Source organism: Sorangium sp. So ce295 (assembly GCF_051527405.1).
Lineage (GTDB): Bacteria > Myxococcota_A > Polyangia > Polyangiales > Polyangiaceae > Sorangium > Sorangium cellulosum_B.
Window position 1 is genome coordinate 8,994,978 of the sequence record NZ_CP150324.1, and the last position, 17,272, is coordinate 9,012,249.

At 72.3% G+C, this 17,272-nt stretch carries 18 protein-coding genes; 13 read left to right on the forward strand and 5 right to left on the reverse strand.

Features of this window, described 5'->3' with window-relative positions; translation table 11 throughout:
• Positions 1–205 precede the first annotated feature (205 nt).
• Positions 206–427, forward strand: a complete 222-nt coding sequence (locus WMF11_RS34005; protein WP_437903396.1) for a hypothetical protein — start codon at positions 206–208, stop codon at positions 425–427.
• Here WMF11_RS34005 and WMF11_RS34010 read toward each other — a convergent pair.
• A complete protein-coding gene (locus tag WMF11_RS34010; protein ID WP_437973690.1) occupies positions 385–768 on the reverse strand; it encodes a hypothetical protein in 384 nt (127 codons plus the stop codon). The two genes, WMF11_RS34005 and WMF11_RS34010, sit on opposite strands and share 43 nt — an antisense overlap.
• 164 nt (positions 769–932) lie before the next feature.
• On the reverse strand, positions 933–1,568 hold the full coding sequence (locus tag WMF11_RS34015; protein WP_437973691.1) for a hypothetical protein: 636 nt from the start codon (positions 1,566–1,568) through the stop codon (positions 933–935).
• Positions 1,569–1,897: 329 nt separating this feature from the next.
• Here WMF11_RS34015 and WMF11_RS34020 point away from each other — a divergent pair, with 329 nt between their 5' ends.
• From WMF11_RS34020 to WMF11_RS34055, 8 genes are all read left to right on the forward strand, one after another.
• The gene (locus WMF11_RS34020; protein ID WP_437973692.1) at positions 1,898–2,737 is read left to right on the forward strand and encodes a hypothetical protein; all 840 of its coding nucleotides are present in this window, start codon (positions 1,898–1,900) and stop codon (positions 2,735–2,737) included.
• Between the two features lie 175 nt (positions 2,738–2,912).
• Entirely contained in the window at positions 2,913–3,329 is a 417-nt protein-coding gene (locus WMF11_RS34025) for a hypothetical protein (RefSeq protein WP_437973693.1), read from the forward strand.
• 31 nt (positions 3,330–3,360) lie between these two features.
• On the forward strand, positions 3,361–4,242 hold the full coding sequence (locus WMF11_RS34030) for a DUF692 domain-containing protein (protein WP_437903402.1): 882 nt from the start codon (positions 3,361–3,363) through the stop codon (positions 4,240–4,242).
• Positions 4,239–5,165 (forward strand): HvfC/BufC N-terminal domain-containing protein, encoded by a 927-nt coding sequence (locus tag WMF11_RS34035; protein WP_437973694.1) that lies wholly within the window; start codon positions 4,239–4,241, stop codon positions 5,163–5,165. Before WMF11_RS34030 ends, WMF11_RS34035 begins: the two co-directional genes overlap by 4 nt.
• 38 nt (positions 5,166–5,203) lie before the next feature.
• Positions 5,204–5,845 (forward strand): RNA polymerase sigma factor, encoded by a 642-nt coding sequence (locus WMF11_RS34040; protein ID WP_437709347.1) that lies wholly within the window; start codon positions 5,204–5,206, stop codon positions 5,843–5,845.
• The gene (locus WMF11_RS34045; protein WP_437973695.1) at positions 5,835–6,515 is read left to right on the forward strand and encodes an NrsF family protein; all 681 of its coding nucleotides are present in this window, start codon (positions 5,835–5,837) and stop codon (positions 6,513–6,515) included. Before WMF11_RS34040 ends, WMF11_RS34045 begins: the two co-directional genes overlap by 11 nt.
• A gap of 156 nt (positions 6,516–6,671) precedes the next feature.
• Positions 6,672–7,943: a lactonase family protein gene (locus tag WMF11_RS34050; protein ID WP_437973696.1), complete on the forward strand. Its 1,272-nt coding sequence runs from the start codon at positions 6,672–6,674 to the stop codon at positions 7,941–7,943.
• Between the two features lie 462 nt (positions 7,944–8,405).
• Positions 8,406–11,480, forward strand: coding sequence for a hypothetical protein (locus WMF11_RS34055; protein ID WP_437973697.1), 3,075 nt, complete (start codon positions 8,406–8,408; stop codon positions 11,478–11,480).
• Positions 11,481–11,548: 68 nt separating this feature from the next.
• Here the strand turns inward: WMF11_RS34055 and rsmG are convergent, their stop codons facing one another.
• The 3 genes from rsmG to WMF11_RS34070 form a co-directional block, all read right to left on the reverse strand.
• Positions 11,549–12,268, reverse strand: a complete 720-nt coding sequence (rsmG, locus tag WMF11_RS34060; RefSeq protein ID WP_437543256.1) for a 16S rRNA (guanine(527)-N(7))-methyltransferase RsmG — start codon at positions 12,266–12,268, stop codon at positions 11,549–11,551.
• 98 nt (positions 12,269–12,366) lie between these two features.
• Positions 12,367–12,825: a VOC family protein gene (locus WMF11_RS34065; protein WP_437973698.1), complete on the reverse strand. Its 459-nt coding sequence runs from the start codon at positions 12,823–12,825 to the stop codon at positions 12,367–12,369.
• A 297-nt stretch (positions 12,826–13,122) separates the two neighbouring features.
• Complete coding sequence (locus WMF11_RS34070) at positions 13,123–15,135, reverse strand: WD40 repeat domain-containing serine/threonine protein kinase (protein ID WP_437973699.1); 2,013 nt, start codon at positions 15,133–15,135, stop codon at positions 13,123–13,125.
• A gap of 232 nt (positions 15,136–15,367) precedes the next feature.
• Here WMF11_RS34070 and WMF11_RS34075 point away from each other — a divergent pair, with 232 nt between their 5' ends.
• The 4 genes from WMF11_RS34075 to WMF11_RS34090 are packed head-to-tail and all read left to right on the forward strand — an operon-like array spanning position 15,368 to position 17,239.
• Positions 15,368–15,745, forward strand: coding sequence for an ArsR/SmtB family transcription factor (locus tag WMF11_RS34075; protein WP_437903415.1), 378 nt, complete (start codon positions 15,368–15,370; stop codon positions 15,743–15,745).
• Positions 15,742–16,245 carry an SRPBCC family protein gene (locus tag WMF11_RS34080; RefSeq protein ID WP_437903416.1) on the forward strand — a complete coding sequence of 168 codons (504 nt, stop codon included), beginning with the start codon at positions 15,742–15,744 and terminating at the stop codon, positions 16,243–16,245. Before WMF11_RS34075 ends, WMF11_RS34080 begins: the two co-directional genes overlap by 4 nt.
• Positions 16,246–16,257: 12 nt before the next feature.
• Entirely contained in the window at positions 16,258–16,488 is a 231-nt protein-coding gene (locus WMF11_RS34085; RefSeq protein ID WP_437903417.1) for an AAA family ATPase, read from the forward strand.
• Positions 16,478–17,239, forward strand: a complete 762-nt coding sequence (locus WMF11_RS34090) for a tRNA(His) guanylyltransferase Thg1 family protein (RefSeq protein WP_437973700.1) — start codon at positions 16,478–16,480, stop codon at positions 17,237–17,239. Before WMF11_RS34085 ends, WMF11_RS34090 begins: the two co-directional genes overlap by 11 nt.
• Positions 17,240–17,272 lie beyond the last annotated feature (33 nt).

Below are 17,272 nucleotides of genomic sequence, written 5' to 3' on the forward strand. Positions count from 1 at the left end.
GCCGCCCGGCCGGCGGGCGCGACGCCAGGACGGCCGGTGAGCGCGCTGCGGACCGGACAGCGAGGAGAAATCAAGTCGACCCGTGATAATTTCTGACGGCTACCGCAAGGCATCTTGTCACTGGCGATCGCGGTGACAGGGCCCTTGGCGAGCCGCTTCGTCAACGGCAGAATGGGCGCCCTCGATCGCGCGAGGAGGAGAGCCCATGTCCAGACGTCGACGGATCAACACCAGCGACATGCCCCGCTCGGGGAACGTGATCCACGTGAGCGCGAGGCAGATGTGGGAGCTCGCGTGGGTGCGGAAGCTGGGTCTCGAGGACATCGAGTGGGACCCGGCGCACTCCTGCGAACACTGCTCGAGCGACGCCCCCCGGCCGCCACCTCACGGCAGCTGCGCAGACCTGGGCGCGCACCGCTGCATGTAGGCCGGCTCGGGGCAGCCGTCGTGCGTCAGGATCTCGCCGTCCAGGCACTTCACGAGCGCCGCCCGGATGTCGAGGCACCTCCCCCGCCCCGCCTCCACACATCGATGCTCCGTGGTGGTCCCGTTGGCGCAGCCGTCGAGCTGGCCCTCGGGGCACTCGAGGAGCGGCCCGGTCGAACAGTCGTTCTCCCGCCGCTCGCCCGCCGCCGCCGTCGACGTCCCCTGGGTCGCCGGCTGCTTGCTGGAGCAAGCCGCGCTCGAGACGAGCGCGAGCCCCGTGAAGAAGAGCCCCGTGAAGAAGAGGCTCAGGCCCCGACGGGGCCAGTCGCTGCGCGTGTTCATACCGTCGTTCTCCGTGGATGAAGCCCGGTCGCGGAACCCCGAAGGCGGGTCACCGCCCGAGCGGGCGGCAGCGTACTCCACTCCACGTCCACGGGACGACAGGGTCCCGGCCCACGCTCGCCTCGTCCCGCAGGCGCGGCGCAGGTCAAGACCCCATGGCCAGGTCAAAACGCGCCGCCGCCGTGCGCGAGCAGCGCCCACGTGTCGCCGCCCGTCGGGCTCGTCGCGCCGCCGAGGCTCAGGTCGTCGAAGAACGCAGGACGGAAGTTGAACCGAGCGCCCAGCTTGACGTTGCGCGTGACGAGCCGCTCCACGCCCGCGGTGAGCGGCACCGACAGCGCGAACGCATCGCCGCCGCGGCCCGCCCAGCCCACGTAGCCCACGCCCCCGACCACGAACGGCTGCACGACCGCCTCGTCGGCGCGCAGGATGTTGTAGCGCAGACCCGCGTCGAACGAGGTCATCACGAGCGACTTCCCCACGATCGCGCGCTCGTTCACCGAGCCTGTGTAGTTGGCCTCGACGGCCACGCGCGGCGACATGCTCCCGGTCACCCGGACGTTCCAGCTCGGCCCGACGCCCGCGGCGCCGCCCAGGAAGCCCAGGACGCCAAGGCCGCCCTCCACCGCGACAGTGGGCTCCGGGATGCGCCGGATGAGCGGTTGATCCGCCGGAGGGAGGTTGCCTGTCGGCCGGACCTGCTGATCCCGGCCCGCCGCGCCCTGCGCCTCTGCCGCGCCGGCGAGCGCCATCATTCCGGCGGCGGTCATGGCGGCCGCCGCGAGTCGTCGCGTGCTCATTGCAGTTGTCTCCGGTTGGCTCGTTCCGTCTTCGACGACCGCCTCGTGCACACCGCAGGCCACACGCGGCTGTGCAACCCAGGCCCCGCGCGCTCCGCCCTGCGCCGGGCAGCCGGCCGCCGCCGAAACCGCGGCGCGACCGAAACCACGGCCCCGCTCGCACGTATCTCGGCCATGGGACTCATGGAACCGCGACGCCGAGCGGGCGGGCGAGCCAGGGCGATGGCCCCGATCTCCCTTCCCGGGCGCCTTCCTTCCTGTTCAAGTGGAGACCGCCGCGCGCCCTCGCGCGCGGGCGCGCAACAACCCGAGAGAGCCTGGAGGCGAGCGTGAAGACGATCCGGACAAGGACCTTGCTCCTCCTCGCGCTCGCGGCCGCCGGCCTGGGCGCGGCCGCGTGCCAGGGGGAGCAGCCGAGCCTCGCGCCCGCCGCGACCGAGCTGAAGGCGCCGGAGCCGAAGGCGCCCGCCGCGGCGGCCTTCGCGATCGACCGCGCAGGCAGCAAGGTCGAGCTCGTGATGGATGCGCCCCAGGAGAAGATCCGGGGGCGGATCGCGGGCGCCGCCGCGGGGACGCTCCAGGTCGACCCCGCCGACATCACGAGGACGACGGGCCTCATCACGGTCGACCTCTCCACGATCGAGCTCTTCCAGACCGCCGTGGGCGACGACGGCAAGCCCGGCGAGGAGAAGAAGAGCGACCTGCAGAACCAGCACGCGCGCACCTGGCTCGAGATCTCGAAGGACACGCCCGACGACGTCCGCGCGAAGAACGAGAAGGCCCAGTTCGCGATCCGGTCGATCTCGACCTCCGGCGAGAAGGATCTCTCGAAGCTGTCCGGCGCGGAGCGGACGGTGACCGTCACGGCGTCGGGCGACCTGCTGCTGCACCAGCGGCAGTCCCCGAGGACCGTGGAGCTCATCGCCACGTTCAGGTACGAGGGCGAAAGGCCCGCGAGCGTCACCGTGAAGACGGCGAAGCCGTTCCCGGTGGGGCTCGCCGAGCACGACGTCCGCCCGCGCGAGGCGTTCGGCAAGCTCGCCCAGAAGACGCTCGAGGTGCTCTCGCCCAAGGTCGCCAAGGAGGCGATGGTGACGCTCGAGCTGACCGCGACCGCCGGCGCGGCCCCCACGGCGCCGGCGGCGGCAGCGGACGGCGGCGCGCGGTGAGCGCGGCGCGCCGCCCGAACGTGGGCCGTTGCGGCGACGCTGCGGCTCTGAGATGACACGGCGGTCCGGAAGCCGCCGGAAGCCGGATGACGCCTCGCCCGCCGGAGGGCGCAGCCCGTCGAGACGACAACGGTGGGCGCAGGCCCATCGAGACGAGAACCAGAGGAGCCACACGATGCTGTCGAAGAAGAGCATTTACGAGACCCTCGCCGCGCTGAGCGCCGGCGCCATGGTGATGAGCGGCTGCGCCGGCGCGCAGGCGCCGGTCAACGCGAGCGAGGTCCCCGCAGAGCAGACCGCCCCGGCCGAGCCCGCGCCGGCGCCCGCGCCGACCGAGGCCGCCTCCGGCGACGCCGCCGCGGGCGCGAACGTCCCCGCCGCCCCGGCCGAGCCGGCGCCGAGCGACGCGCAGTCCGCCGCGACCTCGCCGCAGGTCGCCCCCACGGCCACCCCGGCGGCCACAGCCGCGCCGCCCACGCCGCCCACCGCGGCCCCGGCCACCGGCGCCCCGGCCAAGCCCGCCGCCAAGAAGACGGGCGCTGCCGCGAAGAAGCCCGGCCACGCGGGCTGCGGCCAGGGCACCTGCGGCTGATCGCGGCCTCCCGCGCCCTCCCCGTACCCCCATGACCGGCAGCGCGCTCACCGGCGTCGGCCTCGGGCTCCGATGGGAGTTCCTCGACGAGGTGCTCGCGGCGCTCGACGCGCCCGATCAGGGCGCGCGCGACGCGGCGCTGCCCGTCCCCTTCTTCGAGCTCTCCCCCGAGAACTACATGCGGCGCGGCGGCTACTTCCCCGCCGCGATCGAGCGCGTCCGGGAGCACCGCCCGATCCTGACGCACGGGCTCACCCTGTCCGTCGGCGGGCTCGATCCGCTCGACGCTGGCTACCTGCGCGCGCTCGGGGGGTTCCTGGAGCGGCTCGATCCCCCCTTCCACAGCGACCACCTCTGCTTCTCCGGGGTCGACGGCGCGTTCCTCCACGACCTGCTGCCGCTCCCGCACACGTCCGCGGCCGCCGCCCACGCCGCGGCCCGCATCCGCGAGGCGGAGGAGCGGCTCGAGCGCCCGATGGCGATCGAGAACATCACCTACTACCTGGTCCCGGGCCGCGCCTCGCTCGACGAGGCCGACTTCCTCGTCGAGGTGCTCGAGCGCGCCGGCTGCCGGCTCCTGCTCGACGTGAACAACGTCTACGTCAACGCCCGGAACCACGGCTTCGACCCGGTCGCGTTCCTGGAGAAGATCCCTCCCGAGCGCGTGGCCGCGATGCACGTCGCGGGGCACGAGTGGCGCGACGACGCGGAGGTCCTCGTCGACACGCACGGCGCGCCGGCCATCGCCCCCGTGCTCGACCTGCTCGCCCGCGCGGTCGCGCGGACCGGGCCGGTGCCGGTCGTGCTCGAGCGGGACAACGACGTACCGCCGCTCGGCGCGCTGCTCGCCGAGCTCGCCGAGGTCGACGCGGCGTACCGGCGCGGGCTCGCCGCGCGGGAGGCGCTGGCGTGAGCGCGGCGCGCGAGGCGGGCGGGGCGGGCGAGACGTCGAACACGCCACCGCAGGAGCTCGCGGCGCTGGAGCGGGCGCTCCAGCGGAGCGTGACCGCGCCGGACGGCGAGGCGATCGCGGCCGATCCCCGCGCGTGGCTCGTCCGCGCCGGGCTCGAGGGGCCGGACCTCGAGGCGATGGCGGCGCTCCCGCCGAAGCGGCTACTGCTCTACCGGAGCCTCATCCGCCGCGGGCTGACGGGCGCGATCCGCGCCGGGATCCCGCGGACCGCGGCGCGGCTCGGCGCGCGGTTCGAGGCGGACGTGGCGCGCTTCATCGAGGCGGAGCCGCCCCGGTCGCGCTACCTCCGCGACGTCGCGTTCGAGTTCGTGGGCTTCGCCGCGCCGCGCTGGGCCGAGGATCCGGAGGTCCCCGCGTACCTCGCGGATCTCGCGCGCCACGAGCTGGCCGCCTTCGCGGCGGCGTGCGCCGAGCAGGACGAGGAGGCCGGCGCGGGCGGAGCGTCAGGGCCGCTCGGCGACGAGACGCCGGCAACACCGGGCGATGATGCGCCGGGGCCCCTGGGCGAAGAAGCGCTGTCGCTCGACCGGGGGGCGCGCTTCCAGCGGGCCGCGGCGCTCGTGCGCTACGAGCACGCGGTCCACAGGCTGCAGGGCGACGCGTCGGCGCGTGACGTGCCGGCCCGCGAGCCCACCCGCCTGCTCGTGTACCGCGACGCCGCGCACGACGTGCGCTTCCTCGAGCTCACCCCGCTCGCGGCCGAGATCCTGGGCCGCCTCCTCGCGGGCGCCGCGCTCGGGGAGGCCGTGGTCGCGGGCTGCGCCGCGCTGGGACACCCGGTCGACGGGCCGGTGCTGGAGAGCACCGCGGCCCTGCTGAGCGATCTCGCCGAGCGCGGGGCGCTCCTCGGGGCGTCGCGATGATCGCCGGCGCGCAGACGGTGTATGCCGTCAGGACCGCCATGGATGAGCTCGCCCTGAACGAAGCGATGGACCGGTACGCGTGCGGCGACGCGCGCGCGTTTCCGGAGCTGCACCGCGCGCTCGCGGCGCGCCTCCTCGCGTACCTCACCCGCATGAGCGGCTCGGAGACGCTCGCGGGCGACCTGACACAGGAGACGTTCCTGCGGATGCACCGCGCCCGATCGAGCTTCGCCCGCGGCGGCGCCGTCGCGCCGTGGGCCTACGCCATCGCGCGCAACGTCTACCTGGATCACGCGCGCGCCCAGAAGCACCGCGGCACCGAGCGCCTGCCGAGCGATCCGGGCGCGGAGCCGCCGGACGCGCGCGGCGCGGACGCCGAGGCGGTCGCGATCGCCTCCGAGACGGCGCGGGCGGTGGAGCGGACGCTGGCGGACCTGCCGGCGTCGCAGCGCGAGGCGTTCATCCTGATCCGGTACGAGGGGCTCAGCGTGCAGGACGCCGCGGCGATCCTGGGGACGACAACGAGCGCGGTGAAGCTCCGCGCGTTCCGCGCCTACGAGGCGCTGCGGGCGGCGCTCGACGATCTCAAGCGTCGGCCCGAGGCCGAACCAGGAGGCGCGGAAGAGCGCCGCCGGGGCAAGGGCCAGGGGAGCGTCCGGGGAGGTGCCAATGTCGAATGAGCGCGACTTGTTGAGCGGGCTGAAGGACATCCCCGATCCCGCGGCCCACCTCGCCGCCCGCCCGCCGCCCGTCGTGGCCGAGGCGCCGGCCGAGCCGTCGCTGACGCGCCCGACGCGTGAGCGCCGCTCCTGGAGCGCGCTCCTGGCCGGGCTCGGCTGGATCCTGATCGTGAGCTGGTGGGAAGGCTTCCGCGACGACCTCCCCTCTCTCCGGGTCGCCGTCCCGCTCGCCGTCACGGCGGTGCTCTCCGGTCTCGGCCTGCTGCTCGCGCTGAGCCCGCGCGCCCGGGGCCTGCCGGCCGGTGTGAGGGCGATCCAAACGCTCGTCGTCGCGGTGCCGGCCGGGTTCCTGGCCGCGGCCGTCGCGACTTCGCCCGTGGCCGATCCGCCGGTGCCGCTGGACCAGCACCTCCGGTGCGTCGCCAGCGCCGTCGGCACGGCGGTCCTGCCGTTCGCTCTGGCGGCGCTCGTGCTGCGCCGCTCGTTTCTGTCGGCGCCGGCGTGGCGTGGCGCCGCGATCGGGGCCCTGTGCGGCCTCGGGGTGGTGGTCGGCATCGGGACGCACTGCGACATCGACGATCTCCTCCACATCGCGTTCGCCCACGGCCTCCCGATCGCGTCCGGCGCGCTCCTCGGCGCCGCCGCCGGGTCGCTGCGCGGGCGAGCCTGAGGCGCCGCGCCGCGCCGCGCATCCTCCCCGGCCTTCGCCACGAGGCGGCGTGAACGCCGCGAACCTGCCGCGGCGCGCCGCGACGAGGATCACGCCGTGGCGCTTGCACCGCGGCGCTGGCCAGGTCTAACGCAGGAAGCAGGAGAAACCAGGTCGATGCAGCGCGCGCTCCTCTTTCTGGCGGCGGGACTGTGGCTCGGATGCGGCAGATCCGGCGCCGGAGCCGCGAACAACGGCGCCACGACGGGCGCGGCCGCCGGCGGCGGTGACGGCGCGAGCCAGGGCGTCGGCAGCACGAGCGCCGGCAGCACGAGCGCCAGCAGCACGAGCAGCGGCGGCGCGGGCGGCGGCGGCGCGGGCGGCGGCGGCTCGCAGGCCGAACGCGCGTTCGTGGTCTATGTCGGTGGTCACGAGGGGCTCTTCGTCTTCCGCCTGGACGGCGCCGACGGCGCGCTCTCGGCCGTGCAGGGCCCGCTCGACGCCGAGATGAACCCGACCTTCCTCGCCGTCGACCCCGCGCACCAGCGCCTCTTCGCGGCGAACGAGCTGAACGAGGTGGACGGGGAGCTGTCCGGCGCGGTCAGCGCGTTCCGGATCGATCCCCAGGGCGGGGCGCTCGAGCTCATCAACAGGGCGTCCTCGAAGGGCGCGGGCCCCGCCCACCTGTCCACGGATCGCTCCGGGCGCTTCGTCCTCGTCGCCAACTACGCCGGCGGGACGGCGGCGGTGCTCCCCGTGGGCCAGGACGGCGCGCTCGGCCAGGCGGCCTTCGACGTGTCCTTCGGTCGCCGGACGAGGCCGCACCACGCCGTGACCGATCCGGCGAACCGGTTCGCGTTCGTCACCAACCTCGGGCTCGACGAGATAGCGCAGCTCACCTTCGACGCGGACACGGGCCAGATGGAGCCGAACGACCCGAAAGCCCTCTCGCTCCCCGAGGACACGACGCCTCGACACCTCGATTTCCACCCGAACGGCCGGTTCGCCTATGTGATCAACGAGTCTGCGGGCTCGATCACCACCCTGAGCTACGATGCGTCGCGCGGGACGTTCACCGCCCTGGCGACGGTCTCGACCTTGCCCGACGGCGCGAGCGCCGAGGGAAACTTCTCCGCCGAGGTCCAGGTGTCCCCGTCGGGCAAGTTCGTGTACGGGTCGAACCGCGGCCACGACAGCATCGCCATCTTCGCGGTCGATCCCGAGCGGGGCACGCTCACGCCCGCCGGCCATGCCTCGACGCAGGGCATGACGCCGCGCCATTTCCAGATCGCGCCGACTGGCAAGCTGATGCTCGTCGCGAACCAGGATTCGAGCAACATCGTCGCGTTTCGCGTGGACGAGGCGACAGGCGCCCTCGAGCCGACAGGCCGTGTCACCGAGGTCCCCGAGCCCACCTATGTCGGGATCGTGGCCCTGCCGGACCGGTGACCGCCGGGGCGCGTCGTACTTCCAGAGTTTGGACGCACACAAAATCGCCGTCCTACAGCGATATCTGATGCCGACGGTGATGCTCTTGTAGACACCGGACCGACGTGGCCGACGCGGACCCTTGTTCTGACGAATGGCCTGGTCGTCCAGCTCAAGCTCGGCGAAACACAAGAATGGAGGCCGAAAGAGCCCGCGATGGCGGGCGACGAGCCCGCTCCGTTCACCGCGCACACCTCATCGCGCAGCGAGCCGGCTTCTTTTGCTTACGCCCACTGCAGCCAGGCGGGCTCTGCGCTGCGGATGCCTGTGCGCACGGCGCTCACGAGGCTCACCATCTCCGACAAAAGGTGAGGGAGACCGTCGCACCCGAGAACAAAAGCCACACGGGCGAGCTGCAGCTGCGCGAATCTATCTTTTCTCCGACTGCCTCGGTCGCGGCGAGCGGTCGAGCAAGGAAGGTGTATGCGCGGATCTCGACTCTTCGCGCCTGCCGGCACGGGTTGGCTCTCCAGCGCCTGGGCCGCGGTGCTCGCGCTCCTCCTGGCGGCTGCGCCTGCCGCAGCGGCGCCCCCGGAGTCGCCGGCCGTGTCTCCCGAGCTCGCCTTCGGTCCACCGGTGGAGGGGCCGGCTCCCGTCATCCCGGCCCATCCGAGCGGGTCGTACGGCCGCTATAAGGCCGCCGCCTTCGACGGAGCTGCCTACCTCGCCGCCTGGACCACCGGCGAGCCCGACCGCGATGAGCCCATCTATGCCACACGCGTCCTTGCGGACGGCACCGTGCCCGACCCCCTCGGCTTCGCGCTGGGCACAGGACATCACCCGCAGATCGCCTTCGATGGCGAGCGCTTCCTCGTGATCTTCTCGGCGCGCAGCGACGTCGACGCGACACCTACCGTGCGCGCGGTGCGGGTGACGACCGCCGGCGAGGTCCTCGATCCGGGAGGCCTCGTCGTCCCGCTGGGCCCGAAGCCCCTGCGTGAGATCGCGCTCGCCTCGGACGGGGACGCTTTCTTGATCGTCGGGGAGACATTCTACGAGCCGGACGGCGGCGCTCGCGAGCTCCGCGCTTCGCGCTTCGCCCCGAACGACGAGGCGAATCCGCCCGGAAGCGCCGTCGTCGCCAGCTTCTCCCAGGGCGGCTCCGCCGACGTCGCGTTCGGCGGCGCGGGCTACCTCGTGGTCTGGCAGCAGGGCGAGGGCCGTGAAGACGGCGAGATCCGCGCGGCCCGCGTCAGCGTGACCGGCGAGGTCCTCGATCCCGGCGGCTTCCTCGTCGACACGGTTCCGGTGCTTCCCTGGACACCATCGGGCCCGCGGGTCGCATTCGACGGCGAGAACTACCATGTGGCCTGGTCCGGTCAGGAGGGACTGTGGACCCGGCGTGTGACGCCTCAGGGGACGCTGGCAGATCCCGCGAGCGCGCTGATCCAGCCCGATCTGGATGATCTCTCCGAGCCCGTGCTCGACGACGCGGCGTTCGACGGCGAGCACGTGAGGGTGCTCTGGTCGCGCATTCCCGAGCTCTCCTCCGCTCTGGCAGGCCTGCCGGCCTACCTCCACGTGAGCCGGCTGAGCGCTGCAGGTGCGGTCCTCGGAGGAGGCCCGACTCAGGTATCACCGCAGGCGCAGAGCGGCGCGCTCGCGGAGCGGGGCGCCCTGGTCATCTGGCAGAACGATCGCCCGGACGGGTTTCGCAACGGCCTCCACGGCGCGCGGCTGGGCAGCGATGGAACCCTCCTCGACGCACCGCCCTTGCGCCTCGGCCGCGGCACGAACGCGCAATCGGAACCTCAGGTGTCGTCCGACGGCCGGCAATTCGTCGTCACGTGGCTCGACGACCGCGGCCGCGCCGTGGGCGAGAGCGACGCGCTCTTCGCCGCGCGCGTCGCGGCGGACGGCCGCGTCGTGGACGAGGGCGGAACCCGCATGGCGAACGCGGCGGCGAACTGGGAGCTCGTGTCGCACGGATCGAGCCTGCTCTCGGTGGGGATTTCCAGGTTCGGCGAAGATGACAATGCAGACGTGTTTGGGACACGCCTGTCCCCAGCTCTGGAGATCCTGTCCCCCGAGCCGCTGGATCTCGGTAGCGCCGCGCTGTACCGAGGGCTCGCCGTCACCCCCGACCCGGCTGGGTTTGCCCTGCTGAGCGATGGGTCGATGGTGCGCGTGAGCCACGCGGGCGAGGTGCGCCGCACCGCGCTCCCGGATGGCCTTGGCCCCATGGTCGACGATATACGCGCGGTCGGATTCGACGGCACGCAGCGCCTGCTCGTCTGGTCGCCCGGGGCGCTGAGCCCCGGAATCCGTGCGACGAGGCTTGGTCCTGGGGACGAGATCCTCGATCCCGGCGGGATAGCGCTGGTCGATCTCGCGAGCACGTTCCGCGTCACCGAGCTCGCGGTGGCCCACGGCGCCGAGATGTACGTGGTAGCGTGGCGTGGCTGCGAGGAGGACGGCGGCCTCACGCGGGTGGGCATGATCCGGGTAAGCGCTGCCGGCGGCGCCCTGGATCCCGAGCCGCTGCGCGTCGCCGAGCACGCGGGGTGCCAATGGACCGGGCCGAGGCGTCGAGGCACGCAGTTGGTCTTCGACGGCCAGCGGTTCGTCGCCGTCTGGGAAGAGCCCGTGGGCTCGGCAGATTCGCTGGACGTCCACGGCGTCGCGCTCTCGCCGGACGGCGCGGTGAGCTCGCCTTTCGCGGTCTCCGCCGAGCCGGGAAGCGAGCGGTCGCCCGATATCGCGGCGCTGGGCGGGGGCGTGTCGCTCGTTGTCTATTCGCGGTTCGAGTCGGATGTGGAGCACAAGAGTCCGCGGGTGTTCGCCCGGCGGCTCGGCCCACCGGCATCCGACACGACCGATCCGCGCGGGCTCGTCGCGGGGGGCGGCTGCTCGTGCCAGGCCGAGGGGGGAGCGCCGCCGGCGCCAGCGGAGTGGACGGCGCTTCTGTTCCTGGGCCTGGCCATGGGGCGGCGCGCCTGGTCGCGGCCGCGGCGCCCAGCACCGGCCCGAACGCGCACGGCGATGCTCCCCGCGCTCCGCCGCGCCCGCATCGGCATTGGGCTCACGGCGGTGCTCGGCGGTGCCGGCTGCAGCGACGCGTCCAGCCCGGAAGCGGCCCGCGACCCCGCCTCCGAGGGGGACGCCGGATCGACCTGGTTCGAGGTGGGCAGCGGCTCGACGTCCTTCGCGGCGCTCGGTCCCGGCGCCACCGTCGAGCTCGCCGAGGGCGACCAGGGAGGATACCATCTCTGGCTCAGCATCCGCTGCAACGCGTGCGCGCCCGAGGGCATCCTGAGCTACGGCGTGGACGACGCCTCCTCCGGCGAGCTGCTCACGTTCCACGGCCTGCAGCGATGGGTGCGGCTCCGGGAGGTGGAGGACGGCGTTCGCCAGGAGGTGGGCCTGAGCGCGTTCTTGAACGACGGCGACCCGTCGCTGTACCTGGGCCGCGCCGTTCGCCTCTGGGCGACCCTCTCCAGGGAGGGGAGCCGCGAGCCTCCGCTCGAAGGCGAGGCCCGCGCGATGGTCTCCGACTGAGCCGAGCAGGCGTGTTCGCCCGCCGACCCGACAAGAACGGCGGGAAGCCCCGGGAACACCGCCGGGGATCACCGCCCGGGATGGCGCTTCGGCTCCTCCCCCGACTTCCGCAGCATCACGATCTTCCCCGTCGGCGTCGCCACGGTCTTCACGAAGGCGGCCCGCTGTCGCCCGAGGACCCAGCTCGCCTCGGCGAGCTCCTCCTCGGCGCGCTGGCCCTTCACCAGCAGCACGATCCCGCTCGGCCGCACGAAGGGCACCGTCAGGGGGATCAGCATGACCAGGCGCCCCACCGCGCGCGCCGTCACCGCGTCGAACGCGCCTTGGAGATCGCCCTTGCCGAGCTGCTCGGCGCGCTCGGCGCGCACCGACACGTTGGTGAGCCCCAGGCCCGAGGCCACCGCGGTGAGGAACGAGGCCTTCTTCTGCGTCGCCTCCACCAGCGTCACCCTCAGATCGGGCCGAGCGATGGCGACCGGAAGGCCGGGGAGGCCCCCGCCCGAGCCGATGTCGGCGAGGCGCGCCCCCGCGCTCAGCTCCTCCAGGAGGGGCAGGAGCGTGAGCGAATCGAGGATGTGTTTCTCCCAGACCTCGACCGGATCCGTGACCGAGGTGAGGTTCATCAGCTCGTTCATCGCGAGCAGGCGCGCGAGGTAATCGCCGAGCCTGGCGATCGTCGCGGCGTCGAGGGTGACGCCGATCGCCGCGAGGCGCTCCGCGAAGCCCTCCGGAGGCGTGAGCGGAGCGGGAGCCGGCAGCGGGAGAGGAGCGCGTTCGTCAGGGGGCATGGACGTCCGCGCACCCTAGCAAGCTCCCCCTCGTGAAGCGCCGCAATTCTCGCGCTCGCCCTCCCCGCCCGCTCCGGGGCCGCCCTTGTGGCGGGTCGCTACACCGCCGAGAGGCGCCTCTGCAGCTCTTCGGGAGAGACGTCCTCGATCCGGCTCGCGAAGGACCAGCGATGGCCGAACGGATCGCGGAGCCAGGCCGTCCGGTCTCCGAACGGCTTGTCCTGCGGCGGGCGATCGATGGTCGCGCCTGCCGCCGCGGCCTGAGCGACGAGCGCGTCCACGTCCTCCACGTAGACGACGACGGCCGGGCTGCTGCCTCCCAGCGTCTCGGGGCTGATGGCGCCGAGCTCGGGATACTCGTCCGACAGGAAGAACCGAGCTCGACCGATGGACAGCTCGGCGTGGCCGATCCGCCCGTCGGGCATCGGGATGCGCGAGTCCTCGCGCGCGCCGAACGCGCGCGTGTAGAACTCGATGGCTTCCGCGGCGCTCCGCGCGCTCAGGTAGGGGAAGCACGTCTGACCTTCCGGGACGGGGTGGACCTTGCTCTTCGTCATCGTCGCGCTCCTTCGTGCTCGTATCGGATCATGGCCTTTCCCGGGGGAACGGCGGGAGGTGCCTTGACGGTCGAGCGGCGCTCCGCGCGCGCCAGGCTTGGCGATCCGGGTCGGCGCTCATCCTGGACTATCGCGCCGACCGCGTATTGGACGAAATTTACCTGCGGGCCCGGCCGCGCGCCTCTTCCGCGTGTCGCCTGAGCTGCACACGATCGACGAGGCGGTCTCTGGATGCGCCCTCGCGGGAGTGCGCCGACGCGGAGGCCGACCTCTTGAGATCGCATCCGCGAGGTGCCCTCACCAGCGATCCCACCCTCGATATCGTACGCGCACCGCGCCGTCCGCGCACGCCGAGGCTACATACTCCCCCTCCCTGCTCGCCGCCATACACTCGACGGCGCTGGCATACCCGCCAATCACGCGGCCGCCGGCTCGCACCGTGCCGTCGGCCGAGCCAAAGACGAGCGCTTCCCACTGCGACACGAAGGCCACGGACACGACGCGCTTCGTATGCGCTGTGAACGAGGCCGTCGGCGACGGCTCCCACGTCCGCGTGTCCCAGAATCGGATCGTGCCGTCATCGCAGGCCGCCGCCAGCGTGCGCGTTCGCTCCGCGACCGCGAGGCTCCGCACGGCGCCCCCCTCGGACCGCAAGACCCGCACCTGCCGCAGCGACGCGTCCCAGAGGCGCACCGTCGCGTCGTGCCCGCCGGATGCGAGCATCGTGCTGTCCGCGACAAACGCCACGCTCCGGACGCGATCGGAGTGCTCCTTGCCGACGTGCAGGCGCTCACCGGCGGTCACGCTCCACAAGGTGACGAGCCGGTCATCGCCGCACGCGACGAGCCTCTGTCCATTCCAGTGGATGTCGATGCCTCGCACGGCCGCATGACCTGGCAAGGACTCCTCGATGGTGCCGTCCGCGGGATCAAGCAAACAGATGTTCCCGTCACCACAGCCGACAGCGATCCTGCCCGCGCGCGCGGTGACGCAGAGCACACGCGAGGGAAGACGCTGCCACCAGCGCGGGCGCCGCGCCGCAAGGTCCAGGCACAGCACCAAGCCCGTGCCGAAGGCGATGACGAGCACCGCGTCACGCTCGTCGAAAGCAACGGCCCGAGCCTTGTGCCCGGGCACGCACAGAGACAGGGTATTTCTGAGCCTGTCGTCATCGATCTCGAGACCGGGCTCACCGACGACACGGGTGGGGTGCCTCTCCTTGTGTCCAGGTCTTCGGAGCGGTTTGCGGCTTGCGTCCACGCGAAGTGGCGCGGGGGCGTCGTCCTCCGCCTTCGGCTTCGCCGCGACGTCCGCCCCCAGCGCGGCGGCCGGCTCGAAGGCCTCCGGCGCAACGACCTGCTCTGGAACCCTCTGCGCGGCAGCCTTCTCACCCGGCATGGGCAGGGTGTCGGCGAGGGCCACGCCCTCGCGCGAGCTCCGCGGCGCCGCCGATCTCCGCTCTCGCTCGTGTGCCCGCTGTGCGGCCGCGCCGAGGGCCTCCGCCATATCCATGGCCGCGCCGAACCGCGCCTCGAGGTCGACCGCCAGCGCCCGGCCCATCCACGCGTCCATCGCGGCAGGCAGCTCGGGCCGCAGCACGCTCGGCGGCTCGAACACGCCCTTCTGCACGGCCATCGCCAGCGCGAACAACGTGGGACCCGTGAACGGCGTCTTCCCCGTCAGCGCCTCATACGTGACGACCCCGAGCGCCCACAGGTCCGTGCGATGATCGACGCGGCCGATGTCGCCGAACTGCTCCGGGCTCATGTAAAGCGGCGTCCCCAGCGTCATCCCGGTCGACGTCATCCGCACGTCCGCATCCACCCGCTTCGCGATCCCGAAATCGAGCACCTTGGTGAAAGGCTCCCCCTCGACGTCGATCACGAACAGGTTGTCCGGCTTGATGTCACGGTGCACGATGCCGAGCCGGTGGGCCCCTCCAAGGGCCTTGGCGGTTTGCCCGACGAGCCGTATCACCTCGTCGATGGGCATCGGCCCGGACCGTTCCATGCGCTGCCTGAGCGTCTCGCCCTCGAGGAGCTCCATCACGATGTAAGGCTGCCCTTCCCCCGTCATCCCGTGGTCGAGGACCTGGGTCACATGCGGGCTCTTGAGCCGCGCGGCGGCCTGCGCTTCCTGCCGGAAGCGCGCCGCGGATCGCGCGTCCTCTGCGTAGCTCGGCGCCATGAGCTTCACAGCGACCTGCGTGCCCAGCGTGAGGTGCTCCGCGATCCAGACGCAGCCCATGGCGCCCTGGCCCAGGGGGCGCACGAGCTTGATCGTCGGGGTCACATGCTGTCCGGCCTGCATTCCGATCGCCCTGCCGCATCCTACCGCGACCGGGCCGCGGGCGCGCCGCCTCTTCGCCACGGGCGCGACGGTGCGCGCGGCGCTGGCCGACCGGCTCCCGCGTCCAGGGTGAACGGCGCCTCGAGACGCGCGGGCTCGCCTTCGATCGGGGCCTCTCGCCGGACTGCGAAGCCTCCCTGCGCTCGGCGGAGGACTTGACGAACGCGTAACACATCCGTTACACATCACGCCGATGGACGCCGTTGCCCAGGCGCTGGCGGATCCGATCCGGCGGGAGATCCTGCGGATGCTGCGCGATCGCACCGCCACGGCGGGCGCCATCGCCGGCGCGTTTCCGGTCAGCCGCCCGGCGGTCAGCCGGCACCTGCGCGTGCTGCGCGAGGCGGGCCTGGTGCGCGACGTCCAGTGCGGTCGCGAGCGCGAGTACCGCCTCGAGCTCGGTGCGCTCGCCGAGATCGAGGCGTTCCTGCGAGAGCTGCACGCGGCGAGCCCGTGGCACCGCCGGTTCGACGCGCTCGAGACCGAGGTGCACCGCGTCGGCCGGCAGCGGCGCATGGCGACCGCACCCCCGTCCCACAACCAAGCGAAACGAAGGAAGGAGACCGCATGAGCCCCCGACCCACAGGCCACGTCCGGAGCACGGCGACAGGCGCCGATCTCGTCATCACGCGCAGCTTTCGCGCCCCCATCGAGGATGTCTGGCAGAGCGTCACCGCCTCCGAGAGCACGGCGCGCTGGATCGGCCCGTGGGAGGGCGAAGCGGGGCCCGGCAAGACGGTGCGCCTTCAGATGGCGTTCGAGCAGGGGGCGCCGTGGTGTGACTTCTCGATCGACACGTGCGAGCCGCCGCATCGCCTCGCGCTCTCGGCCAAGGACGATCACGGCGAGTGGCGGCTCGAGCTGTCGCTCGCGGCGAAGGGTGAGATCACCGAGCTCACCTTCATCCAGCGCCTCGCCGATCCAACGCTCGCCGGCGATGTCGGGCCGGGCTGGGAGTACTACCTCGACATGCTCGTCGCCTCCAGGCTCGGCGAGCCGCTGCCCAGCTTCGCCGACTACTATCCGGCGCAGCGCGACTATTACCTGGGCGACGCGCGCACGCCCTGCTGAGGTCGCCAGTCGATGGGCTCGCCGGCAGTGATCCTCTTCGTTGGCCTGCCGGCATCGGGCAAGACCACGTTCTTCCGGACCCACTTCTCCGGGACGCACGTGCATGTCAGCAAGGACAATTTTCCCAACGCGAAGAAGCGCGACGTGCGCCAGGCCCGCCTGGTGACCGAGCTCTACTACATGACGATGACGAACGATGGTTTCGCGCAGGAGGTCTGGCAGGAGCAGTCGAATGAAGAGTGACGAGATGGATGCGAAGATGCGACTGGGCGAGTGCTTTCACGAGCTGCGCGCGCTGCAGGGCGCGTACATCGTCATTCGGGTGGACGGCCGTTCGTTTTCGCGGCTGACGGAGCGCACCTGCGAGAAACCGTTCGACGCGGGGTTCCATCGCAAGATGACGGACGCCGCGAAGGCCGTGCTCACCTCTCTCCACGGTTCTTACGCCCATACGCAGAGCGACGAGATCTCCATCCTGCTCCCCCACGAGAGCAACGTCTTCGATCGCGGAGTAGAGAAGCTGGTCTCCATCGCCGCCAGCTCCGCCGCCGCCAGCCTCTCGCTCTCGCTCGGCGCGCCGGTGGAGTTTGACGCGCGCCTGTGGCTCGGCGCCCGGCGCGGAGACGTTGTCGACTACTTTCGCTGGCGGCAGGCGGACGCGACGCGGTCCGCTCTCAACAACTGGTGCTATTGGACCCTCCGAAAGGAGGGCAAGAGCGTCAAGGAAGCCACCCATGCGATGCTCGGCCTCTCCGTCGCTGGAAAGAACGAGCTGCTCTTCTCCCGTGGGATCAACTTCAACGACGTGCCCGCGTGGCAGCGCCGGGGGTCGGGCATCTATTGGGAGACGATAACCAAGGCAGGAAAGAACCCGAGGACCGGAGAGAGCGTCCCGGCCACCCGTCGCAGGCTTCGCGTCGACGACGATCTGCCCATGAAAGAGGCTTACGGGAAGTTCGTGCGTCAATTCCTCAAGGAGCAGGCCGAAGCATGACGAGCGCCCGCCCACGCGTTGCCAACTGAGGGG

Excerpts from the sequence above, each read along its gene's own strand:
- WMF11_RS34005 (WP_437903396.1), top strand. The coding sequence starts at position 206 with ATGTCCAGACGTCGACGGATCAACACCAGCGACATGCCCCGCTCGGGG.
- WMF11_RS34010 (WP_437973690.1), bottom strand. The coding sequence starts at position 768 with ATGAACACGCGCAGCGACTGGCCCCGTCGGGGCCTGAGCCTCTTCTTC.
- WMF11_RS34015 (WP_437973691.1), bottom strand. The coding sequence starts at position 1,568 with ATGAGCACGCGACGACTCGCGGCGGCCGCCATGACCGCCGCCGGAATG.
- WMF11_RS34025 (WP_437973693.1), top strand. The coding sequence starts at position 2,913 with ATGCTGTCGAAGAAGAGCATTTACGAGACCCTCGCCGCGCTGAGCGCC.
- WMF11_RS34030 (WP_437903402.1), top strand. The coding sequence starts at position 3,361 with ATGACCGGCAGCGCGCTCACCGGCGTCGGCCTCGGGCTCCGATGGGAG.
- WMF11_RS34040 (WP_437709347.1), top strand. The coding sequence starts at position 5,204 with ATGGATGAGCTCGCCCTGAACGAAGCGATGGACCGGTACGCGTGCGGC.
- WMF11_RS34045 (WP_437973695.1), top strand. The coding sequence starts at position 5,835 with ATGTCGAATGAGCGCGACTTGTTGAGCGGGCTGAAGGACATCCCCGAT.
- WMF11_RS34050 (WP_437973696.1), top strand. The coding sequence starts at position 6,672 with ATGCAGCGCGCGCTCCTCTTTCTGGCGGCGGGACTGTGGCTCGGATGC.
- WMF11_RS34055 (WP_437973697.1), top strand. The coding sequence starts at position 8,406 with ATGCGCGGATCTCGACTCTTCGCGCCTGCCGGCACGGGTTGGCTCTCC.
- rsmG (WP_437543256.1), bottom strand. The coding sequence starts at position 12,268 with ATGCCCCCTGACGAACGCGCTCCTCTCCCGCTGCCGGCTCCCGCTCCG.
- WMF11_RS34065 (WP_437973698.1), bottom strand. The coding sequence starts at position 12,825 with ATGACGAAGAGCAAGGTCCACCCCGTCCCGGAAGGTCAGACGTGCTTC.
- WMF11_RS34070 (WP_437973699.1), bottom strand. The coding sequence starts at position 15,135 with ATGCAGGCCGGACAGCATGTGACCCCGACGATCAAGCTCGTGCGCCCC.
- WMF11_RS34075 (WP_437903415.1), top strand. The coding sequence starts at position 15,368 with ATGGACGCCGTTGCCCAGGCGCTGGCGGATCCGATCCGGCGGGAGATC.
- WMF11_RS34080 (WP_437903416.1), top strand. The coding sequence starts at position 15,742 with ATGAGCCCCCGACCCACAGGCCACGTCCGGAGCACGGCGACAGGCGCC.
- WMF11_RS34085 (WP_437903417.1), top strand. The coding sequence starts at position 16,258 with ATGGGCTCGCCGGCAGTGATCCTCTTCGTTGGCCTGCCGGCATCGGGC.
- WMF11_RS34090 (WP_437973700.1), top strand. The coding sequence starts at position 16,478 with ATGAAGAGTGACGAGATGGATGCGAAGATGCGACTGGGCGAGTGCTTT.